Genomic DNA, 16,328 nt, shown 5'->3' with positions numbered 1-16,328 from the left:
GGCACCTTGCTCGCTCTGGCGGGTTTTCGCTCATATGACCCAATCCGCTGTCAAGAGCCACAATGGCCCCGCCGACCGCTTGCAATCGGTCGGCGGGGCCTGCCGTTAACCCGTCCCGGTCCGCCCCGGCATGTCGTCGACGCCTTCGGCTCAGTCTCATATCCGCGGATACCGTTCTGTCGGCCCGCACTCCATTCCTTCGGTGGGGTCCCCAAGTCTGTCGAGGCGCATGCGGAGGGCTCCGCGCGCACAGCGAAATAGGGGGTATCCCCGAAGGCCGCCCGGCTCGCCGGGACGGGGGCTATGTCTATTCCGCGCCCTCCCGGCACATCATGCCGAGGGCCCAGAGCCACCTCACGAGCTCGGCCGCGGTGGCCGCGTTGGCCTTCGCCGCGGGCATGCCGCGGGCGAGCATCTCCTCGCGCCGCCGCAGGAGCCGCTCGGACCCCTTCCTCCCGTGCATCCTTATCTCGAGGGGCACGCCCGTGTCCCTCGGCATGAGCTTCGGCTGGTGCCGTGCCGCGGCGTAGCACCATGAGCCCTCAACGGCCAGCTTCCTCACGAGCGCGTTGCCCGCACCGCTGATGCCTCCGAGCCGCACGGAGTCGCCACTCGACCTCTGACTCGGCGCGAGGCCGAAATAGGCCGTGACCTGCCTTCCGGAGCGGAACCTCGTGAAGTCGCCGACCTCGGCCGAGAAGGCTGCGGCCAGCGCGAAGGCGCATCCCTTGATCGACTGGAGGGAGGCCACCTCCGCGGCGATCGGGCTGGCATCCACGGCTGCCCTGTACTCGGAGAGCAGGTCCGCCCGGGCCTCCGCCGCGGCCTCGACCTCGTTCCTCAGGGCGGCGAGCGTCCGAACCCCGCCATCGTCCTCAGGCCTGACCTTGTCGAGCCACCTCAGGAAGTCGTAGGTCCAGTACTTCCTCGGGTTGCCGGCGGGCGTGGTGCCGCCGTAGGCGAACCCTCGCTTTGCGAGGAAGGCGAGCAGCCGCTGCTTGGCGGTCGCCAGGCGCGCGGTCGCCCCGTCGTAGGCGCCGGCGAGGTCCCTGATGCCTTCGACCTCGGGGGAGGGGACCCATACGGGGGAGATGTCGTGGGCGAGTATCGCCTTGGCCATCCTGGCGGCGTCGTTCCTGTCGTTCTTGGAGGCCGAGTCGGCGGCCGACCTGGGGATCTTCGAGACCGCGGCGACGGCGCACTCGACGCCGAGCCCGGCGAGCTCCCTTTGCGGGGCGAAGCCGAGGTAGCCGCTCTCGTAGGCCGCGAGCGACGGCCCGGGGAACCCGTCCATCCACCCGGCGATCTCGCCCCAGGGGTTGCCGGGGAACCTCCTCGTCACGGCCTCGCCGGTGTCCGCGTCGAGGGCGCAGACGGTGGTCGACCTCAGGTGGACGTCCATCCCGAACGCGGTAGAATACTATGGCATGGGAGCCTCCCAACCTCGTTGCGGCGCGGCTGCGCCTATGGCACTTCAACATCATTGTCGCAGCCCCGACCCGCGGTCACGAGCGGGGGCTCCTGTCTTTTTAGTGCCCTCGGATTGGGTCATAGTGTCTGTCGGAACCAAAACATCGGTGTTGTCGAAGTAGTCATTGGGGACGTTCTTAAATGACTACATAGCATGAGAGTGGATAATCTCCCGGTTTGAGCCTGCATTCAAGCTCAAAGTGGGAGATTATCCACTCTCATTTGCTATGCGTCCGAAAATCCACGCTCGTTTGTTTTCTGCCTACATTTGTAGGAACAGTTCGTGGAGGCGGGTGTCTTCGTCGAGTTCGGGGTGGAAGGTTACGCCGAGCTGGTTGCCCTGGCGCGCGGCGACGATGCGCCCGTCGACTTTCGCTAAGGCCTTGGCGTCGCCGTGGACCTCGACGATGCGGGGCGCGCGGATAAACGTCAGCGGCACTTCACCGTCGATGCCGGCTACCTGTCCCTTGGTTCGAAAGCTGCCGAGCTGCCTGCCGTAGGCATTGCGCTCGACAAGTACATCCATGGTTGCCAAACGCGGCGTGCCCTTATCGTCATGGGCGGCAAGATCGTGAGCCAGCAGAATCAGGCCGGCGCAGGTGCCCAGGACAGGCATGCCTTCAACGATACGGGCACGAAGCTCCTCGAGCATGCCCAACTCATCAAGCAGCTTCCCTTGAACGGTGGACTCGCCGCCGGGAAGTACCAGACGGTCAAAGTCCTGCTTCAAATCGGCCGCCTGCCTCAGCTCAATACAACGTGCGCCCAGCTCGGATAGCCTTGCCTCGTGCTCGGCAAAAGCACCTTGGACCGCCAACACGGCGACCGTTTGGTCTGCATAATCGCTCATGTGCGATCCTTTCTGCTGGACTAGCGCCCGCGCTCCTCCATGATAATCTCGATCTCGTCGGCGTTGATGCCCACCATGGCCTCGCCCAGGTCCTCCGAAAGCTCGGCAATGAGCTTGGCATCGGTGAAGTTTGCCACGGCCTTGACGATGGCGGCTGCGCGCTTGGCGGGGTCGCCGCTCTTAAAGATGCCCGAGCCGACAAACACGCCTTCGGCGCCCAGCTGCATCATCAGCGCGGCGTCGGCGGGGGTCGCTACGCCGCCGGCGGCAAAGTTCACGACGGGAAGCTTACCCGTGGCATGGACCTCGCGCACCAGCTCGACCGGAACCTGCAGTTGCTTGGCTGCCTCAAAGAGCTCGTCGTTGCGCAGGGCAACAACGTCACGGATCTGCTTTTGGATCTTGCGCATGTGACGCACGGCCTGAACGACGTCGCCCGTACCCGGCTCACCCTTGGTGCGAATCATCGTGGCGCCTTCGGCAACACGGCGCAGCGCCTCGCCCAGATCACGGGCGCCGCAGACAAACGGCACGTCAAACTGGGTCTTGTCGATGTGATAGACGTCATCGGCAGGGGAGAGAACCTCGGACTCATCGATGTAGTCGATCTCGATGGCCTGCAGGACCTGCGCCTCGACGATGTGACCGATGCGGCACTTGGCCATGACGGGGATGGAGACGGCCTCCTGGATGCCCTTGATCATCTTGGGGTCGCTCATGCGCGAGACGCCGCCTGCGGCACGGATGTCGGCCGGGATGCGCTCGAGGGCCATGACGGCGCAGGCGCCTGCCTCCTCGGCGATGCGTGCCTGCTCGGGCGTGGTAACGTCCATGATGACGCCGCCCTTGAGCATCTGCGCGAGCTCGCGATTGAGTTTGACGCGGTCGGCCTTGCTGTTCTGTTCTGCCATGGTTGCTCCCTTGGTTGGCATGTGCATTGCTTGACGGAACATCCTATCGGGGAGCTGGGTATGACAAAATACTCAGTTTTCGAGATAATTACAAGGTCAGACTAATACCAGATTGAATGACTTAATAAGGTCAGGTGATAGGCTCATGCTTGACTACAATTTGGAAAAACGCGGCGAAGCATCGCTCTATGAGTATGTTTACCAGCAAATTCGAGATGATATCGTAGCTGGACGCATTGTGGCGGGGGAGCATTTGCCGTCTAAGCGCGCCTTTGCCAGTCATCTGGGAATCAGTGTTATTACCATCGAGAATGCATATAGCCAGTTACTCGCTGAGGGCTATATTTGCTCAATACCACGTCGTGGCTACTACGCTTGCGAGCTTCCGGATGCACCGGTTTTGGCTTCGGCTGCGGAGGGCATCGACCGAGATGCCGTCTCTGTGGGCCCCAGCGTGCATGATGTCAACGGACAGGTCGAGCGATTCGATGCGCTTTCTCCTTCTGCTTTGGAGGCGGCGCGGCTTTGGCAAAGCGCGCTACGGGCGACGCTGGCATCCGAAGACGAGCGCGAAATCTTTTCGCCCGCACCGGCGCAGGGCACTGCTCGGCTGCGACGCGCAATTGCTCACCATCTGCACGGGACAAGGGGTATGAATGTCGACCCCAACAACATCGTTATCGGTGCGGGCGCCCAGCTGCTCGATACCATGTTGGTTCAGTTGCTTGGCGCGGACAAGGTGTATGCGGTTGAGGATCCGGGCTATTTGCGTCTGACGCGTATCTATCAGGCTATGGGCTGCAAAGTTCGACATATCCCGTTGGATGATGAGGGCGTGGACTTGAGCACTCTGCAGAAAAGCGGGACCGATGTCCTTCACCTGATGCCGTCCCATCAGTATCCGACCGGCCTTGTGACGAGCATTGCGCGTCGCTATGCGCTTCTGAGCTGGGCCGCCGAGCGACCAGGTCGGTATCTCATCGAAGATGACTTTGATTGTGAGTTTCGCCTTGCCGGGAAGCCGATTCCCGCGCTCGCGTCGATCGATGCCGCCCAGTCGGTTATATACACCAACACGTTTTCGAAGAGCCTGTCTTCGGCGTTGCGCCTAGCGTACATGGTGTTGCCCGACGAGCTGATGGAGCGGTTTAGGCGCGACCTTGGTTTTTACGCCTCGTCGGTTAGCTCCATAGATCAAGTTGCATTGGCTCGCTTGCTGGAATCGGGTGATTACGAGCGTCATGTGAACCGCGTGCGCGTTCGTGCCCGCGAGGCGCGTGATGGCCTAGTGGCGCTTGTACGGAAGGCATTTCCGGCAGGGGAAGTCTCGATCGAGCATGCAGACGCGGGCCTTTACTGTATCGTGGTTGCGGAGCGTAGAACGGGCGGAAGCACTTTTGCACGGGCCCTCACGCGCTCGAGCATCCCTTTTATCGATATCGGTGACTGTTTTTGGTGTGCCGATGGCGCATCTGTCCCTGAAAACACAACTCAAATTCTTGTTCAGTATGACGATCTGAGTCCAAAAGTACTAACAACCTTGGAATTGCAGCTAATGGGGGGCACTCTGCAACCTAAGTGAGTAGACTTTTAGCACTTTGGCGACCAGGCAGTTTTGTAGCAAGCTATTTACCTGCGGTTTTGAAAAGCAGGATGACCGGCCTGCTCGGGATGTTCAAAAAAGTCTACTCACTTGCCGCGCAAAGCTCCTGCATGAGAAAAAAATGGGGTTTTCAACAGGGCTTCGTCCAGCTCTCGGCAAGCTTTTGGCCAGTTGGGGAGTGCTGTTGAAAACTTGGCAGTCCGTTCGGCGCCATTTTTGGTGCGTTCGCGCCAATGCGTGACTGACTGGGTTGAAATTCGTGTTTTCCTGTGCCTATGAAGGATTTACTTTGTGACATATCGGCTTTTAGGTACTGGCGTTTGCCTCCTCAAGTCCGCGCTTTGTGTCCGCCGCTTCCACGACCGGAAGAAGACCGGCAGCGATATGATCTCGCCCGCAACCCGACGGCTGCGGTCGCGCTCGGTTTTCCGTTGTATACATTGGTTCGGACGAGAAACAAACGGACTTGTCCAGCCAGCATTAGGCAGCGGCTGTTTCTTGGTGAGCTTCCCAGGGAATCCGTGCTGGAAACGGAGCATGGGTTTTTGATTACGTCTCCTCTACTGACGGCATTCATCATGTCGCGGCACCTGACGGATCTCCAGCTTCTTTTGGTATTGGCGGAGATGTGTGGCTTGTTTGCGGTGTGCGCTCTGCCGGCGGCACTTGAGGCGGAGCTTTCGCGTGCAATTGATTCGGGCGCGATTTCGACAACGTTCGGTTGGGTGCGCTGCCCGTCCGAGGACGGCACCGCCTCAAATTTATGGCGTCGAGACGCTTTGGTTTTGGGCGGAGACCTTGACCGTTTTTGTTCAGATGTTTGCGGGATGCGTTACGGCAATAGATTTATGGCGGTATCGCAACTCGTTCCATTGGGTGCCGCGTCGCCTTTTGAGGTCGAGGCGTATTTGCTACTTGCACTGCCGCGATCCCTGGGAGGCGAAGGTTTTTGCGACATAGAGCTTAATGTTGAAGTGATGCTAGGCACAAGTGCTCGAGCGATTGTGGGAAAGTCCCGTATATATATCGACCTACTTCTTTCTTCACCGGACGGTAGGCGACAGGTGGCCATTGAATGTCAGGGAAAGGCCTCGCACGGACGCGCAGGGGATGGCTTGCGTGACGCTGACCGCATGACGGCCCTTCAGGCCATGGGCTACGATGTGCTTCTCCTGACACACAGACAGATATCGGATGAGGATAGATTCCGCGCGATCGTTAAGGCCATATGCAGGATGCTCGATGCTGAATATCGTGATAAAAGCTCGGATGAGCAAAGGGCTGAGATATTACTCCGGTCTGAACTATTCATTGACTGGACAAAATTGGGAGTAATCGACGGAAAGATGCCCGTTAGACACAAAATGGCTCGATCGTGGACGGCTGCGAATCTAAGTGAGTAGACTTTTGTCACTTTGGCGACTAGGTCGTTTTGCAACAAGGCATTTACCTGCGGCTTTATAAAGTGATATGGATGGTCTGCTCGGCAAGTTCCAAAAAGTCTACTCACTTAGTTTTGACGAGAAGCCGATGCCGAAGACGGTCCTATTTCAGGGCGTTAACAAGTTCGTGAGGCACGAAAAAGGCCCGAACCAATACGGTCCGGGCCTCATCGAGCTTGAGGTTATGTCTCAGGCGGTTGGCTTAGCCAAAGTAGCGCTTGAGCAGGCCGGCGAAAGCCTTGCCGTGGCGGGCCTCGTCGCGAGCCATCTCGTGCACGGTGTCGTGGATGGCATCGAGGCCGGCGGCCTTGGCACGCTTGGCAAGATCGGTCTTGCCGGCGGTGGCGCCGTTCTCGGCCTCAACGCGCATCTCGAGGTTCTTCTTGGTGGAGTCGGTCACGACCTCGCCCAGGAGCTCGGCGAACTTGGCGGCATGCTCGGCCTCCTCGTGGGCAGCCTTCTCCCAGTACAGGCCGATCTCGGGATAGCCCTCGCGATGAGCGACGCGAGCCATGGCCAGGTACATACCGACCTCGGAGCACTCGCCCTCAAAGTTGGCGCGCAGGTCGGCAACGATGTCCTCGGAGACGCCCTCCATCTTGGCGACGCCCACGACGTGCTCGGCAGCCCACTCGAGCTGACCCTCCTCCTGCTTCAGGAAGCGAGAACCGGGAACGCCGCACTGGGGGCACTTGAAGTCCTCGGGCAGCTGGTCGCCGTCGAACTCTTCCACATAACCGCAAACGGGGCAAACAAACTTCATGATTCGATCCTTTCGATCGATGGCGATTGTGCGCTCGTCCGGTCCCGTAAGGGCCCTCTCCGGACGTGCGTCTTGACGAGTCCTATTATCCATAAATGCAACCAAATGTGAAGCCTATTAGGAATGATTTTTAATAAAACAATTTTGAGATATGAAGATGTTGATTGATTAACGATTGGCAGGCCGTCTTTGACCGCCGCTGAGTACAATCGGTCGAGCAAATGTTGACCTATCAACAAATGAAGGAGTTTCCTTTATGCATCTAGCCCGTCGTGCCTGGTGCCGAACATATCAGACGGTTTTTCGCATTGCATTGCCGATCCTGCCCTATACCGAGCCGCGCATTTTAGAGCATGCCGAGGATGTGCCCGCGGTGCTTCAAAAGCGCTCGATCCAGAAGGTCCTTATCGTGACGGATCCCGGCATTGCCCGTCTGGGGCTCACGGCACCGCTCGAGACGGCGCTCGCATGCAGGGGGATTGGCGTTACGGTCTATGCCGAAACGCGTGCAAACCCCACGGTTTCAAACGTGGAAGAAGCGGCGTCCCTGTATCGAGAGAGCGCCTGCCAGGCCATTATCGGCTTTGGCGGTGGCTCGGCCATGGACTGTGCCAAGGGCGTGGGCGCACGCATTGCGCAGCCAAACAAGCCCATCAACAAGATGCGCGGCCTGCTGCGGATTCATCGTCGCCTGCCGCTGCTCATCGCCGTTCCCACTACCGCCGGTACGGGAAGCGAAGTCACGCTTGCGGCGGTAATTACCGATGACGGGACGCACTACAAATACCCCATTAACGACTTTGTGCTCATCCCGCGTTTTGCAGTCCACGACCCCGAGTTTACGTGCGGCTTGCCCGCTTCCATTACGGGGCAGACGGGCATGGACGCCCTGACGCATGCCGTTGAGGCCTTTATCGGGCGAAGCACCACGCCCTATACGCGCAAGATGGCGCGACAGGCGGTGCAGCTTATCCACGACAATTTGCTCGAGGCCTATGAGCATGGTGACGACATGTGCGCTCGTCGCAATATGCTTTTGGCGGCGTATAAGGCGGGCGTTGCGTTTACCCGCTCCTATGTCGGATATGTGCATGCCATCGCGCACAGTTTGGGCGGCCGATACGGAATTCCGCACGGTTTGGCCAACGCGATCATCCTGCCGCACATGCTTCGCGCTTATGGTGACGCCGCCGCCCCCAAGCTTGCCGATCTTGCTCACATGGCGGGCATTGCGCCGGCTACCGCGCAGGATAGTCTTGCGGCCGAGGCCTTTATCGATTGGGTCGACCGCATGAACGAGGCCCTGGGAATCCCCAAATATGTCTCGGGCATTCGCCGCTCTGACATTCCCGAGATGGCGGCGCATGCCGATGCCGAGGCCAATCCGCTATACCCCGTTCCGCTTCTAATGGACCGCTTGGAGCTCGAGCATATGTACGAAGTCGTTGCAGGTGGTATGTTTGAGGACGAGAATTAGGAGGGTCCATGAACACCGAGGAAATTGCGCGCATCGTCGGCGATCAGCGCGCCTACTTTAAGACGCACGCCACGTTTGATGTCGATGTTCGACGTCGCGCGCTCGTGAGTTTACGCGATGCGGTGCGGGCCCACGAGGCCGATATCGCCCATGCGCTCAAGACCGATTTGGGGAAGTCGCATGACGAGGCCTATATGTGCGAGATTGGTACGTCGCTTTCCGAGATTCGACATCAGATCGCTCACGTGGCTCGGTGGAGTCGTCCGCGCCTGCGTCCGTGCGATCTCGCTAACGCCGTGAGCGTGTGCAAAACGCAAGCCGTGCCCTATGGCGTCACACTCATCATGGCTCCGTGGAACTACCCGTTTTTGCTAACACTCGAGCCGCTCGCCGGCGCCCTTGCCGCGGGCAATACCGTGGTCATCAAGCCGAGTGCCTATGCTCCGGCATCGAGCGCGGTGCTCAAGCAAATCTGTGAAGAGGCATTTGATCCGTGCCTGGTGACGGTCGTCGAGGGCGGGCGCGCCGAAAACGAAGCGCTGCTCGATGAGTGCTGGGACAAGATCTTCTTTACCGGTAGCGTTCCAGTCGGCAAACTCGTCATGGAGCACGCAAGTAAAAACCTTACGCCCGTGACGCTCGAGCTGGGCGGAAAGAGCCCCTGCATCGTGGATGCAACGGCAAACTTGAAGGTTGCGGCACGGCGTATCGCCTTTGGTAAATGGCTCAACGTGGGGCAGACCTGCGTGGCGCCCGACTACCTGCTGGTCGATACGCGCGTGCACGACGAGCTGCTGGGCCTCATCAAGGAGGAGGTCAGTCGTATGTTTGGCGAGCATCCGCTCGATAACGAGGACTACGGGCATATCGTCAATGCTAAGCATTTTGCGCGCGTGCGCGGGCTGATCGATCCCGATAAGGTCGTGCTTGGAGGTGCCGCGCGCGAGGCTTCGCTCAAGATTGAGCCGACAATTTTGGACGGCGTGGCCCCCGATGACGCCGTGATGCAGGAGGAGATCTTCGGTCCCATCTTGCCGGTGCTGACGTTTGAGAGCCTAGACGAGGCCGAAGCGTTTATTACGGATCGTCCGACGCCGCTGGCCCTGTATATCTTTAGCCAGGATCGTGCGGTTCAGCAACGCTTTGTGCGTTACGTGCCCTTTGGCGGCGGCTGCGTCAACGACACGATTATGCACTTGGCTACGAGCCATATGGGCTTTGGTGGCATGGGTGCGAGCGGTATGGGGCGGTACCATGGACGCGAGAGCTTCGATACGTTTAGCCACAAGAAGAGCATCGTGAACAAGGCAACGTGGCTGGACGTGCCATTCCGCTATGCTCCTTACGCAAGCTGGAAGCACAAGTTCGTGCGCATGTTTGTGCATTAGAAAAGGGCGCAGGTAATACGAACAAGTGTTCCTATTACCTGCATTTTGCGTTAGACTACTGTTATGGAGCACGGATGGGCCAACTCCCTTTAGAAGGGATTTGGTATGAACGTAAGCGATGTTATTTCGTTATTGGCGTTGTTGATTGCGGCTATCGAACTCGGTCTGTTTATCGGCCGAATGAAATAGCCGCCCCCGCGTAAGCGAAGACGGCCACTTCTCACGATGAAAACGTGTATCGGAGTTGGCAAGACCCGCGGCAACGGGTGCCATCCGTGTTCCTATCTTATCTGCAAGCGTTCTGTCGCGCAAGCGTTGAGGCAAACGATTGAAGGACGCAGACAGGATGTATTTGTGTCCGCACGGGACCGTAGACTTCTCAATAAGGTTACACACCGGTTTATCCGGCCGTTAGAGGAGCTGCTATGTACGAGCCTTCGCGTGTTCTTCTGTCATTTCACATTGCAGGATTTCAGTATGCCGATGGCGCTTTGGTCCTAGGCGATCTTAAAGCGGGCGATAAACTGACGCTGTGTGCCGAGCGCGATAATCCCCATGACCCCGAGGCAGTTGCGATCTACTATGGCAAGACCAAACTTGGCTACGTTCCGGGAAACGAGGTCGGCCCACTGTCCTTGATGATGTATTACGGCCACGAGGACGTATTTGAGGCCCGTGTGCAACAGGTTGCCCCCGAGCGCAGCCCGTGGCATCAGGTGCGCGTTGGGCTCTACGTGGTGGATGCTCGCTAGTCGGCAATGGAGGCTGCCATGTTTGATGACGATGACCTGTTTGATCTGGCAGATGATCCGTTTGAGTGGGATGTGCTACTCGATGACGATGAGCTGGAACAGGACCGTAAGATGCGGCAGGACAAGAAAACTCAGGGTGACGCTTCGAAAAAGCAAGACAAGCGCCGCCGCGGACTGTTCGGCGGGCTCTTTGGATAACCGCCGCATCGCTACGTCTGTATACTTAGCACGAGTTGGATGCATTGCGAAATGAGGGCATAGACGATGATGTGGTTTACCGCCGACCTGCACCTGGGCGATACGAATATCTTGCACGACATGGATCGACCGTTTGATTCGGTCGAGGAGATGAACCGCAAGGTCATCGATGCCATCAATGAGTGCGTGGCTGCGGACGACCGCCTCTATATCCTGGGAGACTTTACGTATCGCTTGCCCATGGCGGAGGCGGTGCGCCTGCGCGAGCGTATCGAATGCAAGAATGCGACGCTCATCCGCGGTAACCATGACGGCGACTGGGAAGATTCCGACGCCCCGCAAATTTGGGAAGACGTGCGCGATTACCTGGAGATTGCTCCCGGCTATGCCAAGGGCCATCGTCTGGTTATGAGCCACTACCCCATGCTCAGCTGGAACGGCAAGGCACGTGGCGCCATTATGCTGCATGGGCATATCCACAGCAGGGGTGACCGCACCAACGCACGCAACCGCGATCGCGAGCGCCCGATCCTGCGCTATGACGTTGGCCTTGATGCCAACGACTACAGACCCGTAAGCCGCGATCAAATCCTGGGCTTCTTTGGACTGTAATGCTCGAACCACCACAAAGGGGACAGGCACCTTTGTGGTGGTTCTGGCGCCGTTGCCATTATGGCGGCGGCGCCTTTTTTGTCCGCGTGGCGCGGTAGAGTGTAGGCGGTTGAAATTTGCGTCCATCGAGGAGCTGCTATGAACGAGATCAAGTGCCCGCATTGCGGCGAAGTTTTTAAGGTCGATGCGTCCGGCTATGCGGATATCGTCAAGCAAGTGCGCGATGCCGTGTTCTCGCGCGATCTTGATGAGCGCGTAGCGGCGGCTCGACGCGAGGGCGAGCAGGCGCTGGAGCTTGAGCGTTCGCGTTCGGCGTCTGCCCTGCAGGAGGCGGAGTCTCAACGCGACGCTCAGCTTGTCGAGCAGAAGAACACTGCGGATCAGAAACTGGCGCAAGAGGTTGCCAAGCGCGATGCTGAGCTTGCCGAGCTGCGCGCTAAGCTCGAGGGCGCTGCCGCAGAGCGCGAGAGTGCAAGCCAGCGCGCGGCGGTTGAGGCACGAGCCAATGCTCAAAAAGAGAATGCCGAACTCCAGCGTGAGATTGATAGCCTGCGTGCGCAGCTTGGGCGCAAAGATGACGAAGCAAAGCTTGCCGAGTCGGCGGCGCGCAACGCTGCTCAAAACGATTTAGCTGCACGCGACGCTCAGATTGCCGAGCTGCAGGCCAGGCTTGCCGCGGCGGACAAGGCCCAGGAGATGGCGCTTGCCGCTGCCGCGGCAGAGTCGCAGCGTGAGCTCGATGCCGCTCGCAGCGAGGCCGAGCGCGCGCTTGCTGACTATCGCGCGAAGGTGCAAGAGAAGTTTTCCGCCGCAAAGGCTCAGTCCGAGCAAGAGGCCGAGGGCCTGCGTGCCCAGCTGCGCGAGCAGGAACTGATGGCAAAAATGAACCTGTCAGAGGCGGTCGCCGCGGCGGAGCGAGAGCGCGATGAGGCGCGTGCCAAACTGACGAGCGAGCTGGCGGTGCGCGATTCTCACGAGGAACAGGTCAAGGCGGCACACGAGCTCGAGCTTGCGCAGGCCAAGCGCGCGAGCGATGACCTGATTCGCTACAAGGACGAAGAGATTGAGCGCCTTAAGGACATGAAGGTCCGCCTGTCCACCAAGATGGTGGGCGAGTCGCTCGAGCAGCACTGCGAGACCGAGTTTAACCGTCTGCGCATGACGGCGTTTCCTAACGCGTACTTCGAGAAGGATAACGATGCGTCCGAGGGCACCAAGGGCGACTTTATCTTCCGCGAGTGCGACGCAAGCGGTAACGAGGTCATTTCGATTATGTTCGAGATGAAAAACGAGAACGACGAGACCGCGACCAAGCACAAAAACGAGGACTTCTTTAAGAAACTCGATCACGATCGTCGCCAGAAAGGCTGTGAGTACGCGGTGCTCTGCACACTGCTCGAGCCCGAAAGCGAGCTCTATAACGCAGGGATAGTCGACGTGAGTTACCGCTATGAGAAGATGTACGTGATCCGCCCGCAGTTCTTCATTCCCATGATCACGCTGCTGCGCAACGCCGCCATGGGTTCGCTGCGCTATAAGCAGGAGCTGGCGGAGTACAAGCAACAGAACATCGACGTCACGAACTTCGAGGCCAAGATGGAGAAGTTCAAGAACGACTTCGGCCGCAACTATGAGCTTGCGAGCCGTAAGTTCCAGACGGCGATCGAGGAGATTGACAAGACGATTAGCCATCTGCAGAAAACCAAGGAGGCATTGCTGTCCTCCGAGAACAATTTACGTCTAGCCAACAAGAAGGCCGACGATCTTACCATTCGCAAGCTCACCTGGGGCAACAAGACCATGAAGGCGGCGTTTGACGAGGCGCGCGGGGCTGCGACAGGGGCAAACGATGAGCCCGCCGAGGCGGATTCGTATGAGGTCGAGGATGCCGAGTAGGGGATAGCGTATAGTGCAAAAGCGGGGCCGCTGGCGATATTGCCAACGGCCCCGCTTCGTTCCAGTATGTACGGCTAGTCCTCGAGCAGGTCCTCGATAAAGCCGACGCGGTAGTTTTTGAAGATGACCTCGCCGCCGTCTTGCGTGGCATCCAGGTCGACATCGCCCATGATGCCAAAGTCGTGGTCGCCATCCTCGTCGGCAAAAATCTGGTGCACGTGCCACACGTGATCGGTCTTCTCGTCGCTCCCGTCGATGGTAAACATCGCGGCGCTGCGGGCATCTCCGTCGGTGAGGATTTCCTCGTGCTGCTCATGGTAGGCATCAAGCGCCTTTTGCCAGCGGACCTCGCTCATGCCCCAGTCCTCGTCGAGTTCGCCCAGGTCGCGAACGTGCTCGCGGGCGGCAAGGGTCACGCGGCGGAAGAGTGCGTTGCGCACCAGCAGCGTGCAGCCGCGACGGTCCGCAACGACCTCGTCGATGCCCTGCGGCGGCGCGGCGTCGAGGGCCGCCGGGTTGCCGGCGTTCTCCCACTCGTCCACCAGGCTCGAGTCGACCGAGCGCACCACAAAGCCGAGCCACGAAATGATGTCGCGCAAGCGCTCATCGCGCTTCTCAATGGGCACGGTGCGATCGAGGGAGCGGTAGGCCTCGGCTAGGTAGCGCAGCAGAATGCCCTCGGAGCGGGCGATGCCGAGCTTTTGGATATAGCCCTTAAAGTCGCTCGCGCTCTCCAACATGTCGCGCAGGACGCTCTTGGGCGAGAGCTGGTAGTCGTTGGCCCAAGGTACTTCCTGGCAGTACTTGTCGAAGGCGGCATCGAGCAAATCCTCGAGCGGCTTTTCGTAGGTGACATCCTGGATGCGCTCCAAGCGTTCCTCATATTCGACGCCGTCGGCTTTCATCTCGGCCATAGCGCGGTCGCGCGCGGCGCGCTCCTGCGCGCGCAGCACCTGCTTGGGATCCTCGAGCGTAGCCTCGACCATTGAGATCAGATCCATGGTATAGGTCTCACTCTCGGGGTCGAGCAGCTCCAGCGCGGCAAGCAAAAACGGCGAGAGCGGCTGGTCGAGCGCAAAGTCCTCGGGCAGATCGACCGTCAGTGCATAGTCGATGTCTGGCGCGGCGTCAGTCGGGGCGTCGGGCGCGGGCGGCACCTCGGTGCGAACGACGACGCCGGAATCGATGAGCGTGGCGAAGATTTCGTCGGCGCGAACCTCGAGCTTGGCCTTTTCCTCGGGGGTCTGCAAGCTCGTCTCGATGAGGTCGTGTACGCGGACTCGGGCATCGCCGCCCTGCTCGACCACGCTAATCACCACGGAGTGCGTGATGCGAAGGCGCGGCTTGAGCGTCTCGGGCTGCGTCTCGATCAGGCGCTCAAAGGTCTGCTTGTTCCAGGTGACAAAGCCCTCGGGGGCCTTCTTCTTTTTAATCTTGCGGAGCTTCTTGGGGTCGTCGCCCGCCTTGGCCATGAGTTTGGCGTTCTCGATCTCGTGCTCCGGGGCCTCGGCGATGACCATGCCCTCGGTATCGAAGCCCGAGCGGCCGGCGCGACCGGCAATCTGATGGAACTCGCGGGCGCGCAGGCGACGCATCTTGTAGCCGTCGAACTTGGTGAGCGCGGTGAGTACCACGGTGTGGATGGGTACGTTGATGCCGACGCCGAGCGTATCGGTGCCGCAGATGACGGGCAGCAGGCCCTGCTGCGCCAGGCGCTCCACCAGCAGGCGATAGCGCGGCAACATGCCGGCATGGTGCACGCCGACGCCGCATCCAAGCAGGCGTTTGAGAATCTTACCAAAGGCCGTGGAGAAGCTCGTCCCCTTTGCCGCTTCTTTGATGGCCTCGCGCTGCTCCTTGCTGGCGATGCCAAAATTGGCGAGCGACTGTGCCGTTGCAAGGGCGGCATCCTGGCTAAAGTGCACGATATAGAGCGGGGCCTCGCCGCGGCGCATGGCGAGCTCGACCGTGCCCTCGAGGGAGGTCGTCACATAGTCGTAGCTCAACGGAACAGGACGCGGGGCGTCGACAACCAAGTCGCAGGTAGCGCCGGTGTGTTCCTCGAGCGAGGCGGCAATCGCGGTGACATCGCCGAGCGTGGCGCTCATGAGCATGAATTGCGTGTGGGGCAGGGTGAGCAGCGGCACCTGCCAGGCCCAACCACGATCGGGGTCGGCAAAGTAGTGGAACTCGTCCATGGCGACACAGCCCACGTCGGCATCTTCGCCCTCGCGCAGTGCGTCGTTAGCAAGGATCTCTGCCGTGCAGCAGATGACGGGCGCCTTGGTGTTGATATGCGTGTCGCCGGTAATCATACCGACGTTATCGCGGCCGAGTACCTGTACTAAGTCGAAGAACTTTTCGCTGACCAGAGCCTTGATGGGGGCCGTGTAATAGCAGCGTTTGCCCTGTGCCATGCCCATAAAGAGCATGCCCAGCGCGACGAGCGATTTACCCGATCCGGTCGGTGTGCCTAAAATGACGTGATCGCCGGCAGCCAGGTCCATGAGGGCCTCTTCCTGGTGGTCCCACAGCTCAATACCGCGATTGCTCGTCCATTCAAAGAAGCGCTCGAAGGCCTGGTCGGGCGTGAGCCACGGTTCGGGCTCGCTGCCGTCCTCGGGCTCCCACCAGGTGGGGGAGAGCGCACCGAGTGAGCCGAATTCGGCTTCGGTTCCCGTGCCGCCCGAGAATGAACTGGCGGCTCCGGCGCCGGAGACGGTGCTGGCGGCGATATCTGTCGTGGTCTGTGCCATGTGTTTGCTTTCTCTCGCGATTGTCCGCCAACTATTATGGCGTAGCGGCGGCGCGGGGTGCCAGCGCGAAAGAAAATGCAGGAAATGGGCGTCCTGCTCAGCCGTTTGGTGCGGCCGCGAGCTAAGTGAGTAGACTTTTTGCGATTTCGCCAGCACATGGCTTTTGCGTAAGGGATTTACCTGCGGTTTTACTTGTTCCTATGCGGGTTG

General features: G+C 59.7%; 13 protein-coding genes. 8 read left to right on the top strand and 5 right to left on the bottom strand.

Translation table 11 applies throughout. The features are described from left to right. Positions 1 to 307 precede the first annotated feature (307 nt). The 3 genes from KTF55_RS00295 to pdxS all read right to left on the bottom strand — a co-directional run bounded on the left by KTF55_RS00295 (position 308) and on the right by pdxS (position 3,231). Positions 308 to 1,402, bottom strand: a complete 1,095-nt coding sequence (locus KTF55_RS00295) for an IS110 family transposase (RefSeq protein WP_217107682.1) — start codon at positions 1,400 to 1,402, stop codon at positions 308 to 310. Between the two features lie 330 nt (positions 1,403 to 1,732). Beyond that, the gene (gene pdxT / locus KTF55_RS00290) at positions 1,733 to 2,320 is read right to left on the bottom strand and encodes a pyridoxal 5'-phosphate synthase glutaminase subunit PdxT (RefSeq protein ID WP_217107683.1); all 588 of its coding nucleotides are present in this window, start codon (positions 2,318 to 2,320) and stop codon (positions 1,733 to 1,735) included. A gap of 20 nt (positions 2,321 to 2,340) precedes the next feature. Continuing rightward, positions 2,341 to 3,231, bottom strand: a complete 891-nt coding sequence (pdxS, locus tag KTF55_RS00285) for a pyridoxal 5'-phosphate synthase lyase subunit PdxS (protein ID WP_035137036.1) — start codon at positions 3,229 to 3,231, stop codon at positions 2,341 to 2,343. Positions 3,232 to 3,376: 145 nt separating this feature from the next. On the opposite strand from pdxS, the gene KTF55_RS00280 reads away from it, so the two are divergent. Next, entirely contained in the window at positions 3,377 to 4,813 is a 1,437-nt protein-coding gene (locus tag KTF55_RS00280) for a PLP-dependent aminotransferase family protein (protein WP_217107684.1), read from the top strand. 566 nt (positions 4,814 to 5,379) lie between these two features. Further along, entirely contained in the window at positions 5,380 to 6,237 is an 858-nt protein-coding gene (locus KTF55_RS00275) for a hypothetical protein (RefSeq protein WP_217107685.1), read from the top strand. 241 nt (positions 6,238 to 6,478) lie between these two features. On the opposite strand, the gene KTF55_RS00270 is transcribed toward KTF55_RS00275, so the two are convergent. Further along, positions 6,479 to 7,042, bottom strand: coding sequence for a ferritin family protein (locus KTF55_RS00270; protein WP_070097113.1), 564 nt, complete (start codon positions 7,040 to 7,042; stop codon positions 6,479 to 6,481). Between the two features lie 253 nt (positions 7,043 to 7,295). Between KTF55_RS00270 and KTF55_RS00265 the strand changes: the two genes are divergently transcribed. The 6 genes from KTF55_RS00265 (at position 7,296) to KTF55_RS00240 (ending at position 13,362) form a co-directional block, all read left to right on the top strand. Next, complete coding sequence (locus KTF55_RS00265) at positions 7,296 to 8,516, top strand: iron-containing alcohol dehydrogenase (RefSeq protein ID WP_217107686.1); 1,221 nt, start codon at positions 7,296 to 7,298, stop codon at positions 8,514 to 8,516. 8 nt (positions 8,517 to 8,524) lie between these two features. After that, positions 8,525 to 9,904 carry an aldehyde dehydrogenase gene (locus tag KTF55_RS00260; RefSeq protein WP_217107687.1) on the top strand — a complete coding sequence of 460 codons (1,380 nt, stop codon included), beginning with the start codon at positions 8,525 to 8,527 and terminating at the stop codon, positions 9,902 to 9,904. 425 nt (positions 9,905 to 10,329) lie between these two features. After that, complete coding sequence (locus KTF55_RS00255) at positions 10,330 to 10,656, top strand: HIRAN domain-containing protein (protein ID WP_035137041.1); 327 nt, start codon at positions 10,330 to 10,332, stop codon at positions 10,654 to 10,656. Positions 10,657 to 10,674: 18 nt separating this feature from the next. Next, positions 10,675 to 10,854 carry a hypothetical protein gene (locus tag KTF55_RS00250; protein ID WP_035137042.1) on the top strand — a complete coding sequence of 60 codons (180 nt, stop codon included), beginning with the start codon at positions 10,675 to 10,677 and terminating at the stop codon, positions 10,852 to 10,854. Positions 10,855 to 10,920: 66 nt separating this feature from the next. Beyond that, positions 10,921 to 11,466: a metallophosphoesterase gene (locus KTF55_RS00245; RefSeq protein WP_138340675.1), complete on the top strand. Its 546-nt coding sequence runs from the start codon at positions 10,921 to 10,923 to the stop codon at positions 11,464 to 11,466. 138 nt (positions 11,467 to 11,604) lie between these two features. After that, a complete protein-coding gene (locus KTF55_RS00240) occupies positions 11,605 to 13,362 on the top strand; it encodes a DUF2130 domain-containing protein (protein ID WP_217107688.1) in 1,758 nt (585 codons plus the stop codon). Between the two features lie 74 nt (positions 13,363 to 13,436). Here the strand turns inward: KTF55_RS00240 and KTF55_RS00235 are convergent, their stop codons facing one another. Further along, positions 13,437 to 16,118 (bottom strand): RNA helicase, encoded by a 2,682-nt coding sequence (locus KTF55_RS00235; RefSeq protein ID WP_217107689.1) that lies wholly within the window; start codon positions 16,116 to 16,118, stop codon positions 13,437 to 13,439. Between the last annotated feature and the right edge of the window lie 210 nt (positions 16,119 to 16,328).

The sequence above is a fragment of the Collinsella sp. MSK.8.10 genome, assembly GCF_019041915.1.
Lineage (GTDB): Bacteria > Actinomycetota > Coriobacteriia > Coriobacteriales > Coriobacteriaceae > Collinsella.
The sequence above is the reverse complement of the archived record's forward strand: the minus strand, read 5'-3'. Positions and strand labels throughout refer to the sequence as shown.

What these genes read in the sequence shown, in the direction of transcription:
- KTF55_RS00295 (WP_217107682.1), bottom strand. Translation starts at nt 1,402, where the DNA reads ATGGACGTCCACCTGAGGTCGACCACCGTCTGCGCCCTCGACGCGGAC.
- pdxT (WP_217107683.1), bottom strand. Translation starts at nt 2,320, where the DNA reads ATGAGCGATTATGCAGACCAAACGGTCGCCGTGTTGGCGGTCCAAGGT.
- pdxS (WP_035137036.1), bottom strand. Translation starts at nt 3,231, where the DNA reads ATGGCAGAACAGAACAGCAAGGCCGACCGCGTCAAACTCAATCGCGAG.
- KTF55_RS00280 (WP_217107684.1), top strand. Translation starts at nt 3,377, where the DNA reads ATGCTTGACTACAATTTGGAAAAACGCGGCGAAGCATCGCTCTATGAG.
- KTF55_RS00265 (WP_217107686.1), top strand. Translation starts at nt 7,296, where the DNA reads ATGCATCTAGCCCGTCGTGCCTGGTGCCGAACATATCAGACGGTTTTT.
- KTF55_RS00260 (WP_217107687.1), top strand. Translation starts at nt 8,525, where the DNA reads ATGAACACCGAGGAAATTGCGCGCATCGTCGGCGATCAGCGCGCCTAC.
- KTF55_RS00255 (WP_035137041.1), top strand. Translation starts at nt 10,330, where the DNA reads ATGTACGAGCCTTCGCGTGTTCTTCTGTCATTTCACATTGCAGGATTT.
- KTF55_RS00250 (WP_035137042.1), top strand. Translation starts at nt 10,675, where the DNA reads ATGTTTGATGACGATGACCTGTTTGATCTGGCAGATGATCCGTTTGAG.
- KTF55_RS00245 (WP_138340675.1), top strand. Translation starts at nt 10,921, where the DNA reads ATGATGTGGTTTACCGCCGACCTGCACCTGGGCGATACGAATATCTTG.
- KTF55_RS00240 (WP_217107688.1), top strand. Translation starts at nt 11,605, where the DNA reads ATGAACGAGATCAAGTGCCCGCATTGCGGCGAAGTTTTTAAGGTCGAT.
- KTF55_RS00235 (WP_217107689.1), bottom strand. Translation starts at nt 16,118, where the DNA reads ATGGCACAGACCACGACAGATATCGCCGCCAGCACCGTCTCCGGCGCC.